The following is a 21,986-nucleotide window of genomic DNA, read 5'->3' as shown; positions in this document are numbered from 1 at the left end:
AGCTATTCTTAATTTGATTACTTTAAAAACAAGTGATTGAACGCAAAATGAGGCGCAAATGGATTGGTATCTAAACGTTCTTAAGAACTATTTTGGTTTTGGCGGCCGGGCTCGGCGCAAAGAGTACTGGATGTTTGTTCTGGTCAACATCATCTTTTCTTTCGTACTCAGCATCCTGGACAACATGCTTGGCTGGCAACGCGCCGGGGGAGAAGGCGTATTAACGACGATTTATGGTGTGCTGGTATTTATACCGTGGTGGGCAGTGCAGTTCCGTCGTTTGCATGACACCGACCGTTCTGCATGGTGGCTGCTGATCCTGTTGATCCCCATTATTGGCTGGTTAGTTATCATTATTTTCAACTGTCAGAACGGCACGCCGGGTAGCAACCGCTTCGGTGCAGACCCTAAACAACTGTCCTGACGTAGCACGTAGAGATGCCTGATGGCGCTGCGCTTATCAGGCCTACAACCTACTCCGTTTTGTAGGCCGGATAAGGTGCTTGCACCGCATCCGGCTTAACCCCACCTTATTTCCCCGCAAACAGCTTCGGAATTTCCCGCAGACACCAGGATTTGGCCTCACCCATACTGTCCCGTCGCCAGGCCATGATGATATCAATTTCGTTGGTGGACTCCGGGCTCACCACGCGCAAACGACCTGCGGCAATATCCTCTTCCACCAGCGGATACGGCATGGTCGCCACACCCAGCCCGGCCAACAGCGCCTGGCGCTTATCTTCGATTGAACTCACCGTCAGGCGCGGCTGTTTATCCAGTAACTGGACGGTCAGCACCGGGCGCTCACGGGCGGTATCCGCCACCGCAATGCCCCGGTATTTCACTCGGGTCACTTCCGACAACGGCTCCGGCTCCTGATGGATAGGATGATCCGGCGCAGCCACGTAGACGTTCATCAGCGTATACAGCTTGCGGGAATTAATTTCTGACGATGAACGAAAATGCATATCCGGGGCGATCACGATATCCGCCCTTCCCTGCTCCAGGCGTTCCCATGCCCCAGCCAGCACCTCAGTGATCACTGAAAGCTGAGTATTGGCCTTCACGGCGAGCCGGTCGATGAGCGGAAAGAACGCTGCCGTGGGTACCAGCGCTTCGGTGACGATCGTCAGATGCGTTTCCCAGCCGCGGGCCAGCGCTTCGGCATCGGTGGTCAGCTTATCAGCCGCCTCGAGCAGCACGCGTCCACGTTCCAGTAGCATGCGTCCAACGTTAGTAAATTTTGTGCGATGGCCTGAGCGGTCAAACAACACCACATCCAGCTCTTCTTCCAGCTTTTGCATGGTATAGCTGAGAGCGGAAGGAACGCGCCCCAGTTCGTCCGCCGCAGCGGCAAAGCTGCCACGTCTGTCGATTGCATCCATTACGCGTAACGCTTCAAGCGTTAATGCCCTTTCTTTGGCCATGTCGTTCTCATTCAGGAAATTTGAACATACCGGGCAGAATATCTGGCTAACAATACAGCGTCCAGCCATTTAACATAAAAGGAAGTAAAGAGAGGTCAAGAAAGATGATTACTACCCGAACAGCAAAACAGTGCGGACAGGCAGACTACGGCTGGCTGCAAGCCCGTTATACCTTCTCCTTTGGACACTATTTTGATCCTAAGCTGCTGGGTTACGCCTCGCTGCGTGTTCTGAACCAGGAAGTTCTGGCACCGGGGGCCTCTTTCCAGCCGCGTACCTATCCGAAGGTGGATATCGTCAACCTGATCCTTGAAGGGGAAGCGGAATATCGCGACAGCGAAGGCAACCATGTCCGGGCAAAAGCCGGTGAGGTTTTACTGCTCGCCACGCAGCCTGGGATTAGCTACAGCGAGCACAACCTTAACAAGGATAAGCCATTAACCCGCATGCAATTATGGCTGGACGCCTGCCCGCAGCGGGAAAATGCCTGTGTACAGAAAGCCACGCTGGCGACCGGCAAGTATCAACTGATCGCCTCCCCGGACGGAGAACAAGGCAGCCTGCATCTTCGCCAGCAGGTGTGGATACACCATGTCGAATTGAAGCAAGGTGAATCACTGAGTTTTCAATTACACGGCCCCCGCGCCTATCTGCAGTCGATCCACGGCACGTTCCATGCGCTAACGGCTGGAGCAGAAAAAGAAGCGCTGACCTGTGGTGACGGCGCATTTATTCGTGACGAAGCTAACATAACATTAGTTGCCGATACGCCTTTGCGCGCTTTGCTGATAGATTTGCCCGTATAGTCAGGAAAAACAAGGGAGTACGACAATGAGCAAGAAAGCGTCAAAAAAGCGTAAGCCGGCGGTCAAAGCCAAAATTCAGGACACGGTCGTCCAGACCAAAACCTTTGGCTATGAAGATATGCTGACGGAACTGGAAGCGATTGTTGCCGATGCCGAGCAAAGGCAGGAAGAAGAAGACGCCGCCTGATAAGGCGGCTCAGACTGACGCCGGGTGGCGGTTACGCCTTACCCGGCCTACAGATTAATGCGCTTTGCTGGCCATGATCTCAATGATCTGCTTGTCGGTTTCCTGCATCGAACGACATGCCAGCGCACACAGATTCGCAATAGATTGCTCGACATTATGCGCCACAATCCCTTCGTTACCGGTCACTGCCGTATCGTCCAGCGCCATGAGTACCGCCTTCCATGCCGCCGACGCGCTGGTAGACACTTTCATCGCACAGCTGTTTGACGCGCCATCGCAAATCATCCCACTCACATCGCCAATCATGCTACTGATCGCCATAGCGATGGTGTTATAGCGCCCATCCACCAGCCATGCCATCCCCGCCGCCGCGCCCATCGCCGCCGTCGTTGCCGCACACAGAGCCGACAAGCGAGGAAGCTGATGATGGATATAGATTGCACTCAGGTGTGACAACATCAGCGCACGCGCCAGTTTTTCATCATCCGCACCGAAGTGCTCGGCCACCACCATCACCGGAACCGTGGCGGTGATCCCCTGGTTCCCGGAACCGGAGTTACTCATCGCCGGCAGCGTCGCGCCACCCATTCTCGCATCCGACGCCGCACTGGTACGGATCAGAATGGCGGTTGAAAGATCGTTTGCCAGCATGCCACGGGCACACTGCTTCTCCAGCGTAGCACCGATATGTAATCCCCATGTCCCGCGTAACCCTTCCTGAGACAGCGCCCCGTTTAGTTTTGCCGCCTGCAGAATAAAGCGGATGGACTCAAACGGCACCGCATTCACAAACGCCAGAATCTCTTCCAGCGAGGTGTGGGATAACACCGCCAGCGGCGAATCCAGCTCTTCATCCTGCGTCTGTTCTTCTTTACTGAACACCACACCATTATGGGTTTCGATGTGCACAATGTTGGTATGACCGCCAACAATCGTGACGCACGCCCACCCGTCACGGCTGTACACCTTAGCGCGTGAGAAGAGAATATCTTCGCAAGGTTGCTGCAGCATCACCGCCACGTTTCCGGCAGCCAGCATGGCTTTGGCGTCGGCTATGGCCTCTGCGGACGCATCCTTCAGCACTTCTAAACCCGCGTGGGCATTGCCACCCAGCGCACCCAGCGCAGCGGCGACGGGCAACCCTACCATTCCGGTGCCCGGTACGGTCACGCCCATGCCGTTTTTCATCAGGTTGGGTGAGACCCACGCATCAATGCGTTCAACCGCGCCGTTCAGCTCAGCGGATGCGACTGCCGCTGCCAAAGCCAGAGAGATAGGTTCGGTGCAGCCCAGGGCAGGTTTGACTTCTTCCTGCACCGCGCGGATAAAACAGTCCCATAATGGATTCAATGTAGTCTCAAACATAGCAACGACCTTCACTCAGATAACTCAAGAAAATGCCAGGAACGGAGAAACGCACAACAGCAGGCCTGTGATGATGATCAGGTACAGGGAAGCGCCTTTATATTTGTGCAGTGCAGGAACTTTGTAGACCAGCCAGGCCGGGATCAAACAGCCCACCATGCCGAAGATTGGGCTACAAATAGAGGTGAAGCTCAGTACCGGCGCATTGAGCACAATTGCACTCCAGGCCAGTAAAATAGCGAAGACCATGATGCCGCGCTGAACGAAGATTTCGTTGATCTTCTCAGCAGGCATGTAGCGACGCAGCACATTCATCACAATGCCTTGAGTCGCTTCACGGAAGCCTAAGTACACACCGAAGAAGGCGGTCATCACGGCAAAGATGTTCAGAATAACGCTGACGATTTTCACCCAACCCGCGCCGTCACCGCTAATAAACTGTGCGGCAATCGCCAGGGCGGAAATGTTCTGCTCGTAGGCTTTCACCGCTTCATCATGGCCCATTGCCAGGGTGAAAGAGACGGCGTAGAAGAAGACGGTGACAAACAGTATGCCAAACGCGATGTTCATGGCGCGCAGCGCTTTATGACGCGCGACCTCAATGGATTTTGCGCGAGAACGGTACGAGATAACCATCGGGCTTAAGGTTTGAATAAACAGAATCGAGGTCAGCGTAAAGGGCAGCGTAATAATCGCATTCTTGATCAGCAGCCCCATCGGCGGCAGCGAGCCAGCGTTATGCAAATGCCACATCCCGACCATCGACACGCCAAGGGCGGCAACGACCAGCAGCTTGGTCAACACCATGCCGGTGGAGATTTTAAACAGTAATTTTTCACCGCGTGACGAGATAGCCACCAGGATGCAAATCAGCACCAGGCCATAGAACGGGCTGTCGGACAGTAACCCTTCGGTCACGCCAAATGTATGCAGATACGAAGCGCTGTCGTTAGTGATGGCGGTGGAATAAACAAACATCCAGATAACCAACATCACAAAATACAACGCCCCTAACAGGATGCCCCAGTTTTTGCCTAAATAACCGCTAATGACGCTTGGGTAATCTTTGCACTCAGGAGACTCAGCCAGCGTGTTGATGAACAGACGCTGGAACAAATACATCGCGGGATAGCCGATAATCGAGGACAGCAGGAATACCCACAACCCCATCAGACCCACCTGGACGGGAAGAAAAACAATCCCCGCGCCAATCGCCATACCGATACTCATAATGACCCAACCGGTGTCCATGCTGTCGAATTTAATGGCTTCCTGCCATTCACTTTCGGTCATTCCCGCCCGGCGCGCCGGAGCGGATGCGTCGAGTATTACGCTGTTATTCGTAGCCGTTTCCATAATTTCCCGCTTAATGTGTAGGTAGAGGTTTTTTTATTTTTTTCGTATTGCGTCAAGGCGATACGCAATTCATAAGATGCAGGTGAGCTCTTAGAATGAAGAAAATCATACGCTCAGGGTCAGAGAAAAACTTCACAAACAAAACCCTATAATCCCTACAGGTAAAGAAAGATTTTCTCTTGAAAACATCAAAGGTGGGATCGATTTCTGTTTTTGAAGCAGATCACAACAAAAAAAGGTGCACTTCTGTGCACCTTTTTGGTCATGCTATTTTGATTAACTCACATACACACTACTTTGATCGCCAGACCGCCGCGCGAGGTTTCGCGGTATTTATCGTTCATGTCTTTGCCAGTTTCATACATCGTCTCGATAACTTTATCGAGCGACACCCGAGGTTCTGACGTGCGGCGCAGCGCCATACGCGCGGCGTTAACCGCTTTTACTGCGTTGATCGCATTACGTTCAATGCACGGAATTTGCACCTGTCCGGCGACCGGATCGCAGGTTAACCCCAGGTTATGCTCCATGGCGATTTCAGCGGCAATACAGACCTGCGCCGGGCTCCCGCCAAGCAGTTCTGTCAGTCCGGCGGCAGCCATGGAACAGGCCACACCAATCTCACCCTGGCAGCCCACTTCGGCCCCAGAGATAGACGCATTCATCTTATACAGCGCGCCTATCGCCCCCGCAGCCAGTAAATAACGGGCGATGGAGTTCGCATTCACCGGGCGGCGGAACTTGTCGTAATAGGCCAGCACGGCGGGGATAATGCCACACGCACCGTTTGTCGGGGCGGTAACAACCCGGCACCCGGCGGCGTTCTCTTCGCTCACGGCCAGTGCGAACATGTTAATCCAGTCGATGACGTTCATTGGGTCACTGGACAGATTGTCGCTGGAAACCAGCAACCGACGTAATGCCACGGCGCGACGCGGAACGTTAAGCGGACCGGGCAGGACGCCTTCGGTGTTCATACCGCGCTCGATACCTGCGTGCATGACATCCCAGATTGCCGCAAAACCCGCGTCAATCTCATCTTTACTGCGCATCGCCAGCTCGTTTTGCATCATCAGGCCGGAAACGGAAAGCCCGTTTCGCTCACACAGTTTCAGCAGCTCGCTGGCAGAATGGAAATTGTACGGCACATGCGCTTCAACGTCGTGCGCCTGACCAAAGTGATCCTCCTCAACGATAAAACCACCGCCAACGGAGTAATAGGTTTTGCTTAATAGCGTCTCGTTGCTGTTCCACGCGGTGATGCGCATACCATTTTCATGGCGCGGGAGCGTTTCACTATGGAAGAGAATGTTCTCAGCAGGAGGGAAATCAACGATATGCGTGCCCTCTGCCACCGGGAGACGTCCGGTACGGGCCACATCCTGGGTAAAACCCGCAATGGTATCAATCTGCACGTTTTGCGGACTGTTACCTGCGAGGCCCATCATGATGGCGACATCGGTCGCATGACCTTTTCCGGTCAGGGAGAGTGAACCATAAAGATCGACCACAATGCGCGTGGTCTGGTGCAATTCTCCGCTACTGACCAGTTGGTCGATAAAGCTTTTACCTGCGTTCATTGGCCCCACGGTATGGGAGCTGGAAGGTCCAATGCCAATCTTAAAAATATCGAATGCGCTAATCATATCCACACCCTCGGATTGCCGTTCAGTGAAGACCAGGTTTCACACTCATTAACGGGATCGGGGCGATCCTGACGATCGCCCCGCGGGGAGTTACACCGTGTCGCCGCGTACGGCGATGGCTTCAATCTCCAGCTTCACATCCTTCGGCAAGCGAGCAACCTGCACACAGCTGCGTGCCGGATAGATAGCCTCGTGCTCATCAAAGAACTGCTGATACACCTGATTAATGGTGGCGAAGTCGTTCAGATCGGCCACGAAAACGGTGGTCTTCACGATATCGTTCACTTTCAAACCGGCGGACTCAACGATCGCTTTCACGTTTTCCAGACTCTGACGCGCCTGATCGGTCACGTGTTCGGCAACTTCACCGGTCTGCGGACATACCGGGATTTGACCTGAGGTCAACACCATGCTGCCCAGATCCACGCCCTGTACGTAAGGCCCAATCGCCCCTGGCGCACAGTCGGTTGCAATAACTTTTCTCATAAACCCTCCGGCGTTAAAGCGCCTGGGTGAAAGTGCGTGAAATAACGTCCTGCTGCTGTTCGCGGGTTAGCGCGTTAAAGCGCACCGCATAGCCAGACACGCGGATCGTCAGGTTCGGATAGTTTTCCGGGTGCTCAATAGCATCCATCAGCATTTCGCGGTTCATGACGTTGACGTTCAGGTGCTGACCGCCTTCGACATGCGCTTCATGATGGAAATAACCGTCCAGCAGACCGACCAGGTTGGTTTTACGCACGCTATCTTCTTTGCCCAGTGCAGCCGGCACAATCGAGAAGGTGTACGAGATACCATCTTTGGCATAGGTAAACGGCAGTTTAGCCACCGAGGTCAACGAGGCGACGGCACCTTTGCGATCGCGGCCGTGCATCGGGTTCGCACCTGGCGCAAACGGCGTACCTGCGCGACGCCCGTCCGGGGTATTCCCGGTTTTCTGGCCGTACACCACGTTAGAGGTGATGGTCAGAATGGACTGCGTCGGCACCGCGTTGCGATAGGTTGGCAACACTTTAATTTTCTTCATAAAGCGTTCAACCAGGTCGCAGGCAATGCTGTCTACGCGCTCATCGTTGTTACCGTACTGCGGATAGTCACCTTCAATTTCGAAGTCGACCGCCAGGCCGTTTTCATCACGGATCGGTTTGACGCGAGCGTACTTGATAGCCGACAGGGAGTCCGCAGCAACGGACAGACCCGCCATACCGCATGCCATGGTGCGATAAACATCACGATCGTGCAGCGCCATCAGCGAGGCTTCGTAGCTGTACTTGTCGTGCATATAGTGAATGATGTTCAGCGCACTGATGTACTGCACGGCCAGCCAGTCCATAAAGTGGTCCAGGCTCTCCATCACCGTGTCGTAATCCAGCACGTCATCCATCAGCGGCGCAGTTTTCGGCCCGACCTGGATTTTCAGCTTCTCATCCACACCGCCGTTGATTGCGTACAGCAATGTTTTGGCGAGGTTGGCACGCGCACCAAAGAACTGCATTTGTTTGCCGATGACCATCGGGCTGACGCAGCAGGCAATGGCATAGTCATCGCTTTCAAAGTCAGCGCGCATCAGATCGTCGTTTTCATACTGTAAAGACGACGTGACGATAGACACTTGTGCGGCATATTTTTTGAAGGCAATCGGTAAGCCTTCAGACCACAGCACCGTCAGGTTCGGCTCAGGTGCCGGTCCCATGGTGTGCAGCGTATGCAGGTAGCGGAACGAGTTTTTGGTGACCAGCGTGCGGCCGTCCAGCCCCATCCCACCAATAACTTCGGTCGCCCAGATAGGATCGCCGGAGAACAGGGTGTCGAATTCCGGGGTACGCAGGAAGCGCACCATGCGGATCTTCATGATGAAGTGGTCGATCAACTCCTGCGCCTGCTGCTCGTTTAAGATACCGGCTTTGAAGTCGCGCTCAATGTAAATGTCGAGGAACGATGCAGTACGGCCCAGCGACATCGCGCCGCCGTTCTGCGATTTCACCGCGGCCAGATAAGCAAAATACACCCACTGTACGGCTTCCTGTGCGTTACGCGCCGGACGGGAAATATCGCAACCGTACTTCGCCGCCATTTCCTGCATTTGCAGCAGCGCACGACGGTGCTCAGACAGCTCTTCACGCAGGCGAATCGTCGCCTCCAGATTCTGCCCCCACTCCAGATTTGACTGGAGATCGGCAAACTGCTGCTCGCGTTCACGCACCAGGTAGCGAATACCGTACAACGCAACACGGCGGTAATCGCCAATGATACGACCACGGCCATAGCCATCCGGCAGACCGGTTAATACGCCGGACTTACGGCAGCGCAGCATATCCGGGGAATACGCGTCGAACACGCCCTGGTTATGGGTTTTACGCAGTTCGGTATACTGGTACTCAAAATCAGCATCCATTTCACGACCGTAAGCATCAAAAGAGCTTTTGATCATGTTGATGCCGCCGAACGGATGCAGCGCACGCTTCAGCGGCTTATCCGTTTGCAGACCGACGATCTTTTCCAGTTCTTGTTCAATATAACCGGCATCGTGCGCGGTGATCGTAGTGGCAATATTGGTATCGAAATCTACCGGCGCATGCGTCGAGTTTTCAATACGGATGCCCGCCATGACTTTTTCCCACAATGCGGTGGTTGCCGGCGTCGCTTCGGCGAGGAAAGATTCATCCCCTTCATAAGGCGTGTAGTTATGCTGAATAAAATCACGGACATTAATTTCTTCTTTCCAGTCCGTACCTTTAAAGCCAAGCCACGCGTCGGCATACAGCATATCGCTGGTATCGATATTTACCTTCATGAAAAATAATCTCTCTACAGAAAATTAATTATGCAAATTCTACTGGTGTGTTAATTCTGCCTAAATGAATGGCATCACGAGCAATCATTTTCTCTTCATTCGTCGGAATAACTGCACAAATAACTCGAGCATCATTAGCAGAGATAATTCTCTCGCCATGAGAATTTGGCAGACTATTCATTTCGCTGTCGATATTCACACCTAATACGGCCAGATGTTCAATCACCAGACGGCGAATTAAGACTGAGTTTTCACCAATGCCGCCGGTGAAAATAATCCCATCAAGACGATGTAACGATGCAGCATGTCCGGCGATATGGCGTGCAATACGATGCACAAAGGTTTTAATCGCCAGCTGCGCACGCTCGTGTCCTTCGTGCCAGGCTTTTTCCAGCGTACGTAAGTCAGAGGACAAACCGGAAATACCCAGCAGGCCAGACTCTTTATTGACGACACGCTCAAGGTCGCTCAGCGTCTGATTGGTTTCACTGGCGATCCACGCCATTGCGCCAAAGTCCACATCACCGCTACGCGTGCCCATCATCAGTCCTTCCAGCGGCGTCATACCCATTGAGGTATCCACGCTTTGTCCGTTACGGACCGCACAGATGGACGCGCCGTTACCCAGGTGCGCGACAACCAGGCCAGAATCATCATCCTGGAGGTCGAGAAGCTCGTGCGCTCGCTGAGAAACATAGCGGTGCGACGTGCCGTGGAAGCCATAACGACGAACACCCAGCTCCTCGTAATATTTCCACGGTAAACCGTACAGATAGGCTTCAGGTGCCATCGTCTGGTGGAAGCTGGTATCAAATACCGCCACCTGCTGTACACCCGGGAAAAGATGCTGTGCGGATTCAATCCCGCTCAGGTTCGCATAATTATGTAATGGTGCTAAAGGAGATACCCGACGAATATTGTCGATAACGTCATCTGTAATTATCGCTGATTCCGTAAAGATACTTCCACCGTGGGCAATGCGGTGGCCAATTAAGGCCACGCTATCCATTAAATTACGTTGTTCCAGTTCAGCGGCAATAGCCTTTAATGCGTCTTCGTAGCTGTGGTGAGCCAGCTTAGCCGGCTCCCCACCATTAATTGCTATGAACGCATTTTCAGAGTTAATACCGTCTGCAATTCCCGCCATTAAAACATCACAGTTGGCTGCATCCAGCACTGAGAATTTAATGGAAGATGAACCACAATTAATAACCAGTACTACCGGAAACTCATTCATTTCACTACTCCGCTCATCCTGAGCTTAAGGATTAAAACAGTTTGTAGACGATGTTCAGGATAGTCAGCAGACCAATCGCAGTAACAAACACGTTATCCAGACGGCCACGGTATTTCGCCAGAGACGGCGCTTTACGGATGGCATACATCGGCAGCAAGCAGAGCAGTGAGGCGATAATTGGCGCGCCCATCGCTTCAATCAGGTCCAGGATGTTCGGGTTGGCGTAAGCCACAACCCAGGTGGAACCCATGATGAAGATCATGCTGATGGTGTTAAGTTTGCCAACAGAGACTTTGTTCTTATCACCTTTATAACCAAACTTCAGGACCAGACCGTTCAGACCTTCCAGCGTGCCCAGATAGTGGCCGAAGAAAGATTTGAAGATAGCGACCAGTGCGATGATAGAAGCACCGTATTCCAGAACGGTCGCGAAGGTCGACTTGGTGCCGGACAGTGAAGCAAAGTGGTTCGCCAGGTATGACAGTACCGGAATGTTCTGCGCTTTGGCTTCGGCCATATTTGCCGGAGACAGCGTGAACAGGCAGCTAAAGGCGAAGAACATGACCACTGCAACCATCAGCATACTGGCGCGGGAGATGATCTTGGAACATTTCTGCTCGGTAAATTCGCGGCCATAATCTTTTTCATACTCTTCGCGTTTAGACACCACGAAAGAGGAAACAATTGGCGAGAAGTTGAAGGAGAACACCATGATGGAAATACCCAGCCATACGGTGACCAGAATACCGTCATGCCCGGTCAACGCTATATTGCTGAGATCCACCTGCTGGATAACCGCTGAGTTCCAGTAAGGGATCAGGGACAGAGAGATAAGTACCAGGCTGGCAATGAATGGCCATACCAGGAAGCTCATCACTTTAACCATCAGATCTTTACCGAAGTAGATGACGAATGCCATCAACAGCAGCAGGAACAGCGCGACGAAGCCACGATTAAGCGCTGGCATCTGCAACTGGTTTTCCCAGAAGGTCATAAAGGTGTTGGTAATGGTGACGCCATAAATCCACAGCAGTGGGCAAATCGCAAAGAAGTAGAGGAACGTGATGACCACGCCGCCCGTTTTACCAAAATGCTCTTCAACCGTTTCTGTGATGTTGCCGGAAGGGTTAGAACCGGAAAGACACAGGCGCGCCAGTGCACGGTGGCAATAGAACGCGATGGGGTACGCTAACACCAGCATTAACAGAATGGGGATCAGCCCGCCAAAGCCTGCGCGGATAGGGAAGAACAACACCCCGGCGCCGATGGCTGTACCAAATAAACCCAGTGTCCAGGTGGTGTCCGATTTGCGCCAGGACGATTGTTTTGTCTGGCTGGATACAATGCTATCAGTAGTACTCATATCCTATCCTCAACGAAATATATTAAGCGTCAACTAAACCAGTAATTTGGGATACACGAGAAAGGTCGATATTACCGCCAGAAATAATGCTGACTGTTTTTCTATTCTGGATGTAGCTATCTAATTTCCCGCTTAATAATGCAGCACATGCCAGCGCACCTGCGCCTTCTGTCACAACTTTATTTCGCTGAATTAATGCCACCATACTGTTGCGAATTTCATCTTCGCTGACCAGGACAATGTCATCCACTAACTCACGAACGATTTCATAGGTCAAAGTACCCGGGCGGGAGACGTCACAACCATCCGCCAGGGTGCCGGTCGTTCGGTGTGTGGTTATTTCTCCAGCGTGGAAAGAAGCCGCCATGCCGTGAACGTTTTCAGACTGTACGCCAATAATTTTTATGGTCGGGTTGATGGATTTAATGGCTATCGCAATACCGGCAATCAGTCCGCCGCCACCAATTGGCACAATCACGTTATCGACATCATACAGATCTTCCAGAATTTCCAGACCGATAGTCCCCTGGCCGGCAATCACTTTCGGATCATCATAAGGCGGAATAAAGATGCGGCCTTCAGTTTCAACAATCTCACTCACTTTAGCGATCGTGTCGTTGAAGTTGTCACCGTGCAGCACAACTTCTGCGGAGTAGTCGCAGGTAGCAGCCACTTTAGACTTCGGTGCGCCTTTTGGCATCACCACTTTGCCGTCAATACCGAGCATCGCACAAGAGAGGGAAACCCCTTGCGCATGGTTACCTGCAGAGCAGGCCACCACGCCTTTACATCTTTCCGCTTCAGTTAAAGAACTGAGCTTGTTAAAGGCGCCGCGAATTTTAAATGAACCAGTACGCTGCATGTTCTCAAACTTAAGGAAAATTTCCCCTTTGCAACGTTCACTAAAATAGTTAGAGCGAGGCATTCCCGTTTTATAAATTTTCCCCGCCAGTCTTTTTTTCGCTTCGAGGATATCTTCAATTGCAACTGGGAGATCGTATGTAATGTGCATTAGAACCTCTTACCTGGGTATTAAAGTAAATAGATAGCCGTGACCAACGTCTGATATAGACCGATGGCATTAATTCCGTATTAAATCGAGTTTAATCTTTAATCAACTTCAATTAATTGCTTTCGTCGCTGGCAATTATATGATGAATATTCTTTGGCTAATTCCACCAAAATTGATGCTGCTTTTTTAATTCGATAATTTTTAGACCAGACGGCGGCGTAACGCGCGACCGGTAAGGCCTCTTCTACCGGAATAGTAATAAACTGGTTTGAACCAAATGGAGTGGTCATATCGCAGGGAATTACTGTTAAGAAATCAGCATTGAGAACAAGATTATAAATTGTGACGACCGAGTCTGTTTTAACGATGTTTTCACTGCTGATGCCATTTTTTTGTAACGTAGTAAGAAGCTCGCTGTAGTAACCCATATTCGTTTGCGGCAACACCCACTGTTCATTTTGCAATGCGCTCAGCGTAGTGATGCCGGTGCGTGTTCGGGACTTACTGGCAACCAGAACAAACTCTGACTCGAACAGCGGCTCCACATGCAGGTCGTGCAATTTCATCTCATCGCTTAACGTGCCGATTGCAAAGTCCAGACGCCCATCACGAACCGCTGGTAAGAAAGAGGAAAGCTGGGCTTCATACATGGAAACCTGCGCGTTCGGGAACACCTCTTTAAACTTCTTAATCATGCCGGACATGATGGTAAAGGCGATCAGTGAGGGGAAACCGAACGACACATCAACAACCGCATTGCTCGTCATGCTATTCATCTCATCAACCATGTTTTTCATTTCACGGGTAATAGATTCAGACCATGAGAGCATCACCTGACCGGCTTGGGTCAATGTGACGCCTGTATTTTTACGCACCACCAACTCAATACCAAAATAAGCCTCAACATCATTAATGATTTTGCTTACTGCGGGTTGAGTTAAACCTAATTCTTTTGCAGCTGAGCCGATAGAACCACTTCTAATGACTTCCTGAAAGACCACTAAGTGCTGTGTTTTAGGGAGAGAAATAGTATTCATATCGGCCTGCTCTAATTACTTTGTTGACGGCAGGAAGTGTACCAAATTAAACGTTCACGGATATGTGCGACCACTCACAAATCCCCTTCACTTACATTTTGTAAGATTATTATAAACCAATAAAATCGTTATTTATCAATGCAATGAAGAAAAACGATCTCACTTTAACCTGACTTTAATCAAAAAAAGATGGGGGGATAACGAAAATTTATGGCGATAACACATGCACGTTAACGGTTATTTAACCGACGGTTGAAAGATGATAATTCAAGCAATTACAGAGTAATTATCGGTCGGGATAACGTTTAAATTTAATGAGCAATTTATCAAATAAAATTATAATTTAATTATTATCGTGGTTAAATAACGCCATGCATCACACTATTTTGCCTTATTTGTTTGTAAAGAAACATTGCATTTATCATTATTCAAAACAAAACAAACAATAAATTATCAAATGCAACAATAAATTAACGCTGGTTTTTGATGTTTTCACAGCAAGTAATTTTGTGATTTCGATCGATTGCGTGTGTTTTTTCTATAGCGAAACGTATCGATAAGCGTTTTGTGTTAGCTGTCACAAAACTGGAAATTTTCAGCAACCCCTTTGCCGCTGAAAAAGACGTTTTCGAATAAATAACGGGAAAATAAAAATGAGATTTACCGCAAATTTGCCGGATGGCGGTGCAAGCACCTTATCCGGCCTACAAAAAAATCGGGACCAGTAGGCATAAAAAACACGCCATAAAAGCAAAAACCCTCGCCATTTCTGAAGAGGATTTCCTTAATAGTTGACGCTGACCGATAAGCCGCGTTCTTTTGAGCATAGCGTCGTGGACAGCCATTCATCTTGTTGCCTGCCGTAAAGCAAAAACCCCGCCGAAGCGGGGTTCTATAAAGAGTGAAGCTGACCGATAAGCCGCGTTCTTTTGAGCATAGCGTCGTGGACAGTCATTCATCTTGTTGCCTGCCGTAAAGCAAAAACCCCGCCGAAGCGGGGTTCTATAAAGAGTGAAGCTGACCGATAAGCCGGGTTCTGTCGTGGACAGTCATTCATCTAGGCCAGCAATCGCTCACTGGCTCAAGCAGCCTACCCGGGTTCAGTACGGGCCGTACCTTGTGAACCCCTATTTGGCCTTGCTCCGGGTGGAGTTTACCGTGCCACGGACTGTTACCAGCCGCGCGGTGCGCTCTTACCGCACCCTTTCACCCTTACCTGATCCCACTTGCGTGGGCCATCGGCGGTTTGCTCTCTGTTGCACTGGTCGTGGGTTTCCCCCCCAGGCGTTACCTGGCACCCTGCCCTATGGAGCCCGGACTTTCCTCCCCTCCGCCCGTCTCCCCCGAAGAGGACGACGACGAAGCGGCGACTGTCTGGTCAGCTTCGGCGCGAAGTATAGAGGGTTTGCGGGCCAATGTCACCCCGCACTGCGCATTCCTATCGCCAGCGTAGCGGCGATGTTTCTGGATGACCGATAAATATTATCAAATGCTCCCCGGAAGGCCTCTTCCAGCGTACCTATGCTGGTCAATACGCTAAACACGGCATCGATACCATATTGATGCACCACGCCCACATCGCGTGTCAGGCTGCCCGCAATACCAATCACCGGCTTGTGGTATTTCTTCGCCACACTTGCCACGCCGACAGGCACTTTGCCGTGAATACTCTGGCTGTCGAGGCGTCCTTCACCGGTAACCACCAGCGTACAGTCGTGAATATGCTCTTCCAGATTCAGCGCCTGGGTCACAATCTCTATCCCGCTACGCAGTTCTGCACCTAAAAATGCCATTAATGCCGCCCCCATACCGCCAGCGGCTCCGGCTCCGGGCACATTTTTCACATCAACGCGCAACGATTTTTTTATGATGTCGGCAAAGTGAGACAAATTACGATCCAGCTCGATAATGCGTTCTTCAGTCGCGCCCTTCTGCGGACCAAAAATGCGGGATGCACCGTTTTCGCCGGTCAATGGATTCGTCACATCACAGGCAACACGAATCGAACAGGTTTTTAAGCGCGGATCCAGACCCGAGATATCAATGGTATTCAGGCTATTCAGGCAACCGCCGCCATAGCCAATGTCAGTACCGTTGGCGTCACAGAGTTTTGCCCCCAGCGCCTGTACCATACCCGCACCACCGTCGTTGGTCGCACTGCCGCCAATACCAATAATGATATTTTGCGCGCCGCTTTCCAGCGCCTTGAGAATCAACTCCCCGGTACCACGCGACGTGGTGACTAAGGGGTTGCGTTTTTCTGGAGGGACCAGCGCCAGCCCACTGGCTGCCGCCATTTCGATAAACGCGGTGTTACCGTCTCCGGACATGCCCCAGCTGGCATTCACTTTTTCGCCCAACGGTCCCGTTACCCACGCGAAATGTTCCGTTCCCTGCGTGGCGGCAATCATCGCTTCAACGGTCCCTTCGCCGCCATCGGCGACCGGAACAGAAACATAGTGCGCATCGGGAAAAATTTCCCGAAATCCTTTTTCTATCGCCTGCGCTACCTCGGTGGCAGAAAGGCTTTCTTTATAAGAGTCTGGGGCAATTACGATTTTCATAGTTATGTAGCCTGACAGTGCCGCGCGAGGCAAGAATTACAGGGCGCGCAGTCGCGCCCTTCTTGTTAGCGAGTGACTTCCACTTTCGCCAGTTTTTCGTAGTAGCATGCCAACGCACTGTGGTCAGCCGTTCCCAGCCCATCAGCGCGCAGCGCCTGCATCATTTCCATTACCGCTGCAGTCAGCGGCAGCTGTGCACCCACGCCGTGTGAGGTATCCAGCGCATTCGCCAGATCTTTGATGTGCAGGTCAATACGGAAACCCGGTTTAAAGTTACGGTCCATCACCATCGGCGCTTTGGCATCCAGCACGGTGCTGCCCGCCAGTCCGCCGCGAATAGCCTGATACACCAGATCCGGGTTCACACCCGCTTTGGTCGCCAGGGTCAGCGCTTCAGACATCGCCGCAATATTCAGCGCCACGATCACCTGGTTTGCCAGCTTAGTGACGTTACCCGCGCCAATGTCGCCGGTATGCACCACAGAACCCGCCATCGCTTTCAGCAGATCGTAGTACTTGTCGAAAATCGCTTTATCACCACCGACCATCACCGACAACGTGCCATCAATCGCCTTCGGTTCGCCGCCACTCACCGGTGCATCCAGCATATCCACGCCTTTCGCTTTCAGCGCATCGCTGATTTCACGACTGGCTAACGGGGCGATTGAACTCATGTCGATCAGAACGGTGCCCGGCTTCGCGCCTTCGATGATACCGCCTTCGCCCAACGCCACTTCTTTTACGTGTGGGGAATTCGGCAGCATGGTGATAATCACATCGCACTGTTCAGCAATGGCTTTCGCCGTGGTAGCGGTTTCTGCGCCTGCGGCGATGACTTCCGCAATCGCTTCTGGGTTACGGTCAGCAACCACCAGCGAGTAACCTGCCTTGAGGAGGTTTTTACTCATTGGTTTACCCATAATACCGAGGCCAATAAAACCTACTTTCATTGTCATGTCTTTATCTCTCTATACTGTCGATGGTGGTTATTTCTTAAAAGAATCAGCCAGTTTTTGCGTCGCTGAACGGAACACGCCGAGATCGCTACCGACGGCAACAAACGTCGCGCCCCAGTCCAGATAGCGACGGGCATCTGCATCAACCGGTGCCAGAATGCCGCTTGGCTTACCGTGCTTTTTCGCGACCGCAAAGATGTGCTGAATCGCCTTTTGCACTTCCGGATGGGAGGCATTGCCCAAGTGGCCTAACGCGGCGGCCAGGTCGCTTGGGCCGACGAAAATACCGTCCACGCCTTCGGTTGCGGCAATCGCATCCACGTTATCAACACCCTGCTGACTTTCGATCTGCACGATGATGGTGATGTTTTTGTTCGACTGTGCGAAGTAGTCCGGCACGGTGCCAAACATATTGGCGCGGTGAGAAACCGATACGCCGCGAATACCTTCCGGCGGATAGCGGGTAGATGCCACGGCGTTCACCGCATCTTCTTCGGTCTCAACAAACGGAATCAGGAAGTTATAGAAACCAATATCCAGCAGACGCTTGATGATCACCGGCTCGTTGGTCGGCACACGTACAACCGGCGCGCTGGAACTGCCTTTCAGCGCCATCAGTTGTGGGATAAACGTCGAGATATCGTTTGGCGCATGTTCACCGTCCAGCACCAGCCAGTCAAAACCGGCCAGGCCTAATACTTCGGTACTGATCGGGCTTGCCAGCGCGGACCAGCAGCCAATCTGAACCTGATGCGCCGCAAGTGCCGCTTTAAATTTGTTTGGGAAAATCGTGTTATTCATCGCCTATACCTTTGTTTATTTCTGCAATTCCATACGTTTAATGTCACCGACAATAAACAGGTAGCAAACCATCGCCATCAGCGCCGAGCACCCTACAAATACCAGCGCAGCATTAAATGAGTGCAGCTCGCTCACCAGGTAACCAATCACCAGCGGGGTTACGATAGAAGCCACGTTACCAAATACGTTAAATACGCCACCGCACAGACCCACAATCTCTTTCGGGGCGGTATCGGAAATCACCGGCCAACCCAGCGCGCCAAAACCTTTACCGAAGAACGCCAGCGCCATCAGCGCCACTACGAAGGTGGTATTATCCGTGTAATTGCACAGGATAATGGTTGAGGCGAGCAGCATTCCGAGCACGATCGGCAGCTTACGCGCCAGGGTGATGCTGGCGCCGCGTTTAATCAGATAATCTGAGAACACGCCGCCCAGTACACCACCGGCAAATCCACACAGTGCCGGAATAGACGCGACCAGGCCGACTTTCAGGATCGACATACCTTTTTCCTGCACCAGGTAGATAGGGAACCAGGTCAGGAAGAACCAGGTGATGGTGTTGATAAAATACTGTCCAAAGAACACCCCCAGCATCATGCGGTTTGTCAGCAGTTGCTTGATGTAATGCAGTTTCGGACCGCTCGCCGCAGCACCACCCGGCTTCTTGTGGTCCATATCCACTACCGCGCCGTTATCCGAGATAAACTTCAGCTCTTCCTGCGACATCCGTGGGTGATCGGTAGGGTTATGGATCAGTTTTACCCACAGTCCGGTCAGCACAAAGCCAATCACGCCCATCACGGTAAAGACGTGTTCCCAGCCCCAGGCGAAGGTCAGCCAGCCCAGCAACGGTGAAAACAGCGCCAGTGAGAAATACTGCGCGGAGTTAAAAATCGCAGAGGCCGTGCCACGCTCTTTGGTCGGGAACCAGGCCGCAACAATACGGGCGTTAGCCGGGAAGGAAGGCGCTTCCGAGAAGCCCAGCATAAACCGCATGATAAACATGGAGATCCCCGCCCAGGCCAGCGGGAACATATCGACAAAACCCTGCAGGAAGGTAAACAGCGACCAGAAGAAAAGACTGTAGGTATAGACTTTCTTCGAACCAAACTTGTCGAGCAGCCAGCCGCCGGGAATTTGCATCAGCAAATAGGCCCAGCCGAAGGCGGAGAAAATGTAACCCATTGATATGGCGCTGAGCTGCAACTCTTTGGCCACTTCAGTACCGGCAATAGACAACGTCGCGCGGTCTGCATAGTTTACGGCAGTGACAATAAATATTATCAGCAGTATTAAATATCGGGTGTGCGTACCTTTCCTTTTCTCTACAACCGTATCCAGTATCATTCTATTTACCTCAGGTACAAAAAGATTTTTATTATTATTTTGAAGGATGTTTACGCTGATAAATTACCGTAAGATAAAATACGCTTTTATTTATCAGTCGCTATTAAACCGTGATTCAGTATAATCAGCGCAGCGTCGTTAATCATTGTGCAAACGCTCATTAAAAGCATAATATTAAAATATTATTTTATGCATATGCACATAACCATGGGCGCTGATGCACACATTTACGTATTGATACCCTTGGTGGCGCGGCGTTTCTAAGTTTAAGTGATCTCGCTCACATTCTTAAATTAAAACTCCTGACATTCTTATTCCACGACACTGAGTCTTTATTACTTATAATTAGATTCGATATATATCTATTATCACCACCTGGCTGGAGAATACTGGACAATGGCCGACATCGAAATTAGACAAGAATCGCCCACGGCGTTTTATATTAAAGTACACGACACTGATAATGTGGCGATTATTGTCAATGACAATGGTCTGAAAGCCGGGACACGTTTCCCGGACGGACTGGCGCTGATTGAACATATTCCCCAGGGTCATAAAGTGGCACTAACGGATATTGCTGTTCACGGCGAAATCGTGCGCTATGGTGAAGTGATCGGTTACGCCGTTCGCGACATCGCACGCGGTAGCTGGATTGATGAGTCAATGGTTGAGCTGCCCAAAGCCCCGCCGCTGGAGACGCTGCCGCTGGCAACCAAAGTGCCGGAGCCGCTTCCTCCTCTTGAAGGCTACACCTTCGAAGGCTACCGTAATGCCGACGGCAGCGTGGGCACCAAGAACCTGCTCGGCATCTCCACCAGCGTACACTGCGTGGCGGGCGTGGTGGATTATGTGGTGAAAATCATTGAGCGCGATCTGCTGCCCAAATACCCGAACGTTGACGGCGTGGTGGGGCTGAACCATCTGTACGGTTGCGGTGTAGCCATCAATGCACCGGCCGCTATCGTGCCAATTCGTACCATCCATAACATTGCCCTGAACCCCAACTTCGGTGGCGAAGTGATGGTTATCGGACTCGGCTGCGAAAAACTCCAGCCGGAACGCCTGTTAGAAGGCACGCACGATGTGAAAAGCATCCCGGTAGACAGCGCCAGCATTGTCAGCCTGCAGGATGAAAAACACGTGGGCTTTAAATCGATGGTGGAAGACATTTTGCAGGTTGCCGAGCGCCATCTGGTAAAACTCAACCAGCGTCAGCGAGAAACCTGCCCGGCCTCTGAACTGGTGGTCGGCATGCAGTGCGGCGGCAGCGATGCGTTTTCTGGCGTCACCGCTAACCCGGCAGTGGGCTACGCGTCCGATCTGTTGGTGCGCTGCGGTGCCACCGTGATGTTTTCGGAAGTGACTGAAGTGCGTGACGCCATCCACCTGTTAACGCCGCGCGCCATCAATGAAGAAGTGGGCAAGCGCCTGCTCGAAGAGATGGCCTGGTACGATAACTACCTGGATTTGGGACAAACCGACCGCAGCGCTAACCCCTCTCCGGGCAACAAGAAAGGCGGTCTGGCTAACGTGGTCGAAAAAGCGCTGGGCTCGATTGCCAAATCGGGTAAGAGCGCCATTGTGGAAGTGTTATCGCCGGGCCAGCGTCCGACCAAACGCGGCCTGATTTACGCGGCAACGCCTGCCAGCGACTTTGTATGCGGCACGCAGCAGGTCGCGTCCGGGATCACCGTGCAGGTGTTCACCACCGGTCGCGGTACACCGTACGGTCTGATGGCAGTTCCAGTGATTAAAATGGCAACACGCACCGAACTGGCCAACCGTTGGTTTGATCTGATGGATATCAATGCCGGAACCATCGCTACCGGTGAGGAAACCATTGAAGATGTCGGTCTGAAGCTGTTCGAGTTCATTCTCGACGTGGCGAGCGGACGTAAGAAAACCTTCTCGGATCAGTGGGGACTGCACAACCAGCTGGCGGTGTTTAACCCGGCACCGGTGACCTGATTTTCTCTGGCTGAGCATTTTTCCGGCCTATAAGCGCCCTGTCCCGTAGGCCGGATAAGGCGCTTTAGCGCTGCTATCCGGCATTTCAACGATTAGCAGCCCTGTGTCTGTAACTGA

The 21,986-nt window shown here is 51.9% G+C and carries 18 protein-coding genes and 1 other RNA gene; 4 read left to right on the top strand and 15 right to left on the bottom strand.

From position 1 onward, the window contains the following. Positions 1 to 58 precede the first annotated feature (58 nt). Positions 59 to 424: a DUF805 domain-containing protein gene (locus tag AC3ITF_RS02880; RefSeq protein ID WP_115257427.1), complete on the top strand. Its 366-nt coding sequence runs from the start codon at positions 59 to 61 to the stop codon at positions 422 to 424. Positions 425 to 530: 106 nt separating this feature from the next. Here AC3ITF_RS02880 and yhaJ read toward each other — a convergent pair whose 3' ends face one another. After that, entirely contained in the window at positions 531 to 1,427 is an 897-nt protein-coding gene (gene yhaJ, locus AC3ITF_RS02875; RefSeq protein ID WP_115257426.1) for a DNA-binding transcriptional regulator YhaJ, read from the bottom strand. 104 nt (positions 1,428 to 1,531) lie between these two features. Between yhaJ and AC3ITF_RS02870 the strand changes: the two genes are divergently transcribed. Together AC3ITF_RS02870 and AC3ITF_RS02865 are read left to right on the top strand one after the other, a co-directional pair. Further along, the gene (locus AC3ITF_RS02870; protein ID WP_137363373.1) at positions 1,532 to 2,233 is read left to right on the top strand and encodes a pirin family protein; all 702 of its coding nucleotides are present in this window, start codon (positions 1,532 to 1,534) and stop codon (positions 2,231 to 2,233) included. A gap of 25 nt (positions 2,234 to 2,258) precedes the next feature. Further along, the gene (locus AC3ITF_RS02865) at positions 2,259 to 2,420 is read left to right on the top strand and encodes a hypothetical protein (protein WP_096755571.1); all 162 of its coding nucleotides are present in this window, start codon (positions 2,259 to 2,261) and stop codon (positions 2,418 to 2,420) included. A 54-nt stretch (positions 2,421 to 2,474) separates the two neighbouring features. Here the strand turns inward: AC3ITF_RS02865 and AC3ITF_RS02860 are convergent, their stop codons facing one another. The 14 genes from AC3ITF_RS02860 to garP form a co-directional block, all read right to left on the bottom strand. Further along, positions 2,475 to 3,785: an L-cysteine desulfidase family protein gene (locus AC3ITF_RS02860; RefSeq protein WP_489176112.1), complete on the bottom strand. Its 1,311-nt coding sequence runs from the start codon at positions 3,783 to 3,785 to the stop codon at positions 2,475 to 2,477. A gap of 24 nt (positions 3,786 to 3,809) precedes the next feature. Further along, positions 3,810 to 5,141, bottom strand: coding sequence for an SLC5/6 family protein (locus AC3ITF_RS02855; protein WP_096755569.1), 1,332 nt, complete (start codon positions 5,139 to 5,141; stop codon positions 3,810 to 3,812). A 281-nt stretch (positions 5,142 to 5,422) separates the two neighbouring features. Beyond that, entirely contained in the window at positions 5,423 to 6,787 is a 1,365-nt protein-coding gene (tdcG, locus tag AC3ITF_RS02850) for an L-serine ammonia-lyase (RefSeq protein ID WP_115257423.1), read from the bottom strand. Between the two features lie 90 nt (positions 6,788 to 6,877). Next, on the bottom strand, positions 6,878 to 7,273 hold the full coding sequence (locus AC3ITF_RS02845) for an enamine/imine deaminase (RefSeq protein ID WP_096755567.1): 396 nt from the start codon (positions 7,271 to 7,273) through the stop codon (positions 6,878 to 6,880). Positions 7,274 to 7,286: 13 nt separating this feature from the next. Further along, positions 7,287 to 9,581 carry a 2-ketobutyrate formate-lyase/pyruvate formate-lyase gene (gene tdcE / locus AC3ITF_RS02840; protein WP_096755566.1) on the bottom strand — a complete coding sequence of 765 codons (2,295 nt, stop codon included), beginning with the start codon at positions 9,579 to 9,581 and terminating at the stop codon, positions 7,287 to 7,289. Positions 9,582 to 9,609: 28 nt separating this feature from the next. Next, on the bottom strand, positions 9,610 to 10,818 hold the full coding sequence (gene tdcD / locus AC3ITF_RS02835; RefSeq protein WP_096755565.1) for a propionate kinase: 1,209 nt from the start codon (positions 10,816 to 10,818) through the stop codon (positions 9,610 to 9,612). A gap of 31 nt (positions 10,819 to 10,849) precedes the next feature. Continuing rightward, positions 10,850 to 12,181, bottom strand: coding sequence for a threonine/serine transporter TdcC (gene tdcC / locus AC3ITF_RS02830; protein ID WP_115257422.1), 1,332 nt, complete (start codon positions 12,179 to 12,181; stop codon positions 10,850 to 10,852). Positions 12,182 to 12,203: 22 nt separating this feature from the next. Beyond that, positions 12,204 to 13,193, bottom strand: a complete 990-nt coding sequence (tdcB, locus tag AC3ITF_RS02825; protein WP_096755563.1) for a bifunctional threonine ammonia-lyase/L-serine ammonia-lyase TdcB — start codon at positions 13,191 to 13,193, stop codon at positions 12,204 to 12,206. Positions 13,194 to 13,291: 98 nt separating this feature from the next. Next, the gene (tdcA, locus tag AC3ITF_RS02820; RefSeq protein WP_096755562.1) at positions 13,292 to 14,230 is read right to left on the bottom strand and encodes a transcriptional regulator TdcA; all 939 of its coding nucleotides are present in this window, start codon (positions 14,228 to 14,230) and stop codon (positions 13,292 to 13,294) included. A 1,009-nt stretch (positions 14,231 to 15,239) separates the two neighbouring features. After that, positions 15,240 to 15,616: RNase P RNA component class A (rnpB, locus tag AC3ITF_RS02815), an RNA gene on the bottom strand. Positions 15,617 to 15,648: 32 nt separating this feature from the next. Beyond that, the gene (gene garK, locus AC3ITF_RS02810) at positions 15,649 to 16,794 is read right to left on the bottom strand and encodes a glycerate 2-kinase (RefSeq protein ID WP_096755561.1); all 1,146 of its coding nucleotides are present in this window, start codon (positions 16,792 to 16,794) and stop codon (positions 15,649 to 15,651) included. A 65-nt stretch (positions 16,795 to 16,859) separates the two neighbouring features. Then, positions 16,860 to 17,750 (bottom strand): 2-hydroxy-3-oxopropionate reductase, encoded by an 891-nt coding sequence (gene garR, locus AC3ITF_RS02805; RefSeq protein WP_096755560.1) that lies wholly within the window; start codon positions 17,748 to 17,750, stop codon positions 16,860 to 16,862. A 30-nt stretch (positions 17,751 to 17,780) separates the two neighbouring features. Beyond that, entirely contained in the window at positions 17,781 to 18,551 is a 771-nt protein-coding gene (gene garL / locus AC3ITF_RS02800; protein WP_117342718.1) for a 2-dehydro-3-deoxyglucarate aldolase, read from the bottom strand. A gap of 15 nt (positions 18,552 to 18,566) precedes the next feature. Next, complete coding sequence (garP, locus tag AC3ITF_RS02795; protein WP_489176111.1) at positions 18,567 to 19,901, bottom strand: galactarate/glucarate/glycerate transporter GarP; 1,335 nt, start codon at positions 19,899 to 19,901, stop codon at positions 18,567 to 18,569. Between the two features lie 396 nt (positions 19,902 to 20,297). Here garP and garD point away from each other — a divergent pair, with 396 nt between their 5' ends. Then, a complete protein-coding gene (gene garD, locus AC3ITF_RS02790; protein ID WP_096755557.1) occupies positions 20,298 to 21,869 on the top strand; it encodes a galactarate dehydratase in 1,572 nt (523 codons plus the stop codon). Positions 21,870 to 21,986: the final 117 nt, after the last annotated feature.

Source organism: Citrobacter sp. KH_055_1 (genome assembly GCF_057838705.1).
Note: the sequence above shows the minus strand (reverse complement) of the source record. Positions and strands in the feature narration are given on the sequence as shown.

Coding starts and splice junctions, on each gene's coding strand:
- AC3ITF_RS02880 (WP_115257427.1), top strand. CDS start 59: ATGGATTGGTATCTAAACGTTCTTAAGAACTATTTTGGTTTTGGCGGC.
- yhaJ (WP_115257426.1), bottom strand. CDS start 1,427: ATGGCCAAAGAAAGGGCATTAACGCTTGAAGCGTTACGCGTAATGGAT.
- AC3ITF_RS02870 (WP_137363373.1), top strand. CDS start 1,532: ATGATTACTACCCGAACAGCAAAACAGTGCGGACAGGCAGACTACGGC.
- AC3ITF_RS02865 (WP_096755571.1), top strand. CDS start 2,259: ATGAGCAAGAAAGCGTCAAAAAAGCGTAAGCCGGCGGTCAAAGCCAAA.
- AC3ITF_RS02860 (WP_489176112.1), bottom strand. CDS start 3,785: ATGTTTGAGACTACATTGAATCCATTATGGGACTGTTTTATCCGCGCG.
- AC3ITF_RS02855 (WP_096755569.1), bottom strand. CDS start 5,141: ATGGAAACGGCTACGAATAACAGCGTAATACTCGACGCATCCGCTCCG.
- tdcG (WP_115257423.1), bottom strand. CDS start 6,787: ATGATTAGCGCATTCGATATTTTTAAGATTGGCATTGGACCTTCCAGC.
- AC3ITF_RS02845 (WP_096755567.1), bottom strand. CDS start 7,273: ATGAGAAAAGTTATTGCAACCGACTGTGCGCCAGGGGCGATTGGGCCT.
- tdcE (WP_096755566.1), bottom strand. CDS start 9,581: ATGAAGGTAAATATCGATACCAGCGATATGCTGTATGCCGACGCGTGG.
- tdcD (WP_096755565.1), bottom strand. CDS start 10,818: ATGAATGAGTTTCCGGTAGTACTGGTTATTAATTGTGGTTCATCTTCC.
- tdcC (WP_115257422.1), bottom strand. CDS start 12,181: ATGAGTACTACTGATAGCATTGTATCCAGCCAGACAAAACAATCGTCC.
- tdcB (WP_096755563.1), bottom strand. CDS start 13,193: ATGCACATTACATACGATCTCCCAGTTGCAATTGAAGATATCCTCGAA.
- tdcA (WP_096755562.1), bottom strand. CDS start 14,230: ATGAATACTATTTCTCTCCCTAAAACACAGCACTTAGTGGTCTTTCAG.
- garK (WP_096755561.1), bottom strand. CDS start 16,794: ATGAAAATCGTAATTGCCCCAGACTCTTATAAAGAAAGCCTTTCTGCC.
- garR (WP_096755560.1), bottom strand. CDS start 17,750: ATGACAATGAAAGTAGGTTTTATTGGCCTCGGTATTATGGGTAAACCA.
- garL (WP_117342718.1), bottom strand. CDS start 18,551: ATGAATAACACGATTTTCCCAAACAAATTTAAAGCGGCACTTGCGGCG.
- garP (WP_489176111.1), bottom strand. CDS start 19,901: ATGATACTGGATACGGTTGTAGAGAAAAGGAAAGGTACGCACACCCGA.
- garD (WP_096755557.1), top strand. CDS start 20,298: ATGGCCGACATCGAAATTAGACAAGAATCGCCCACGGCGTTTTATATT.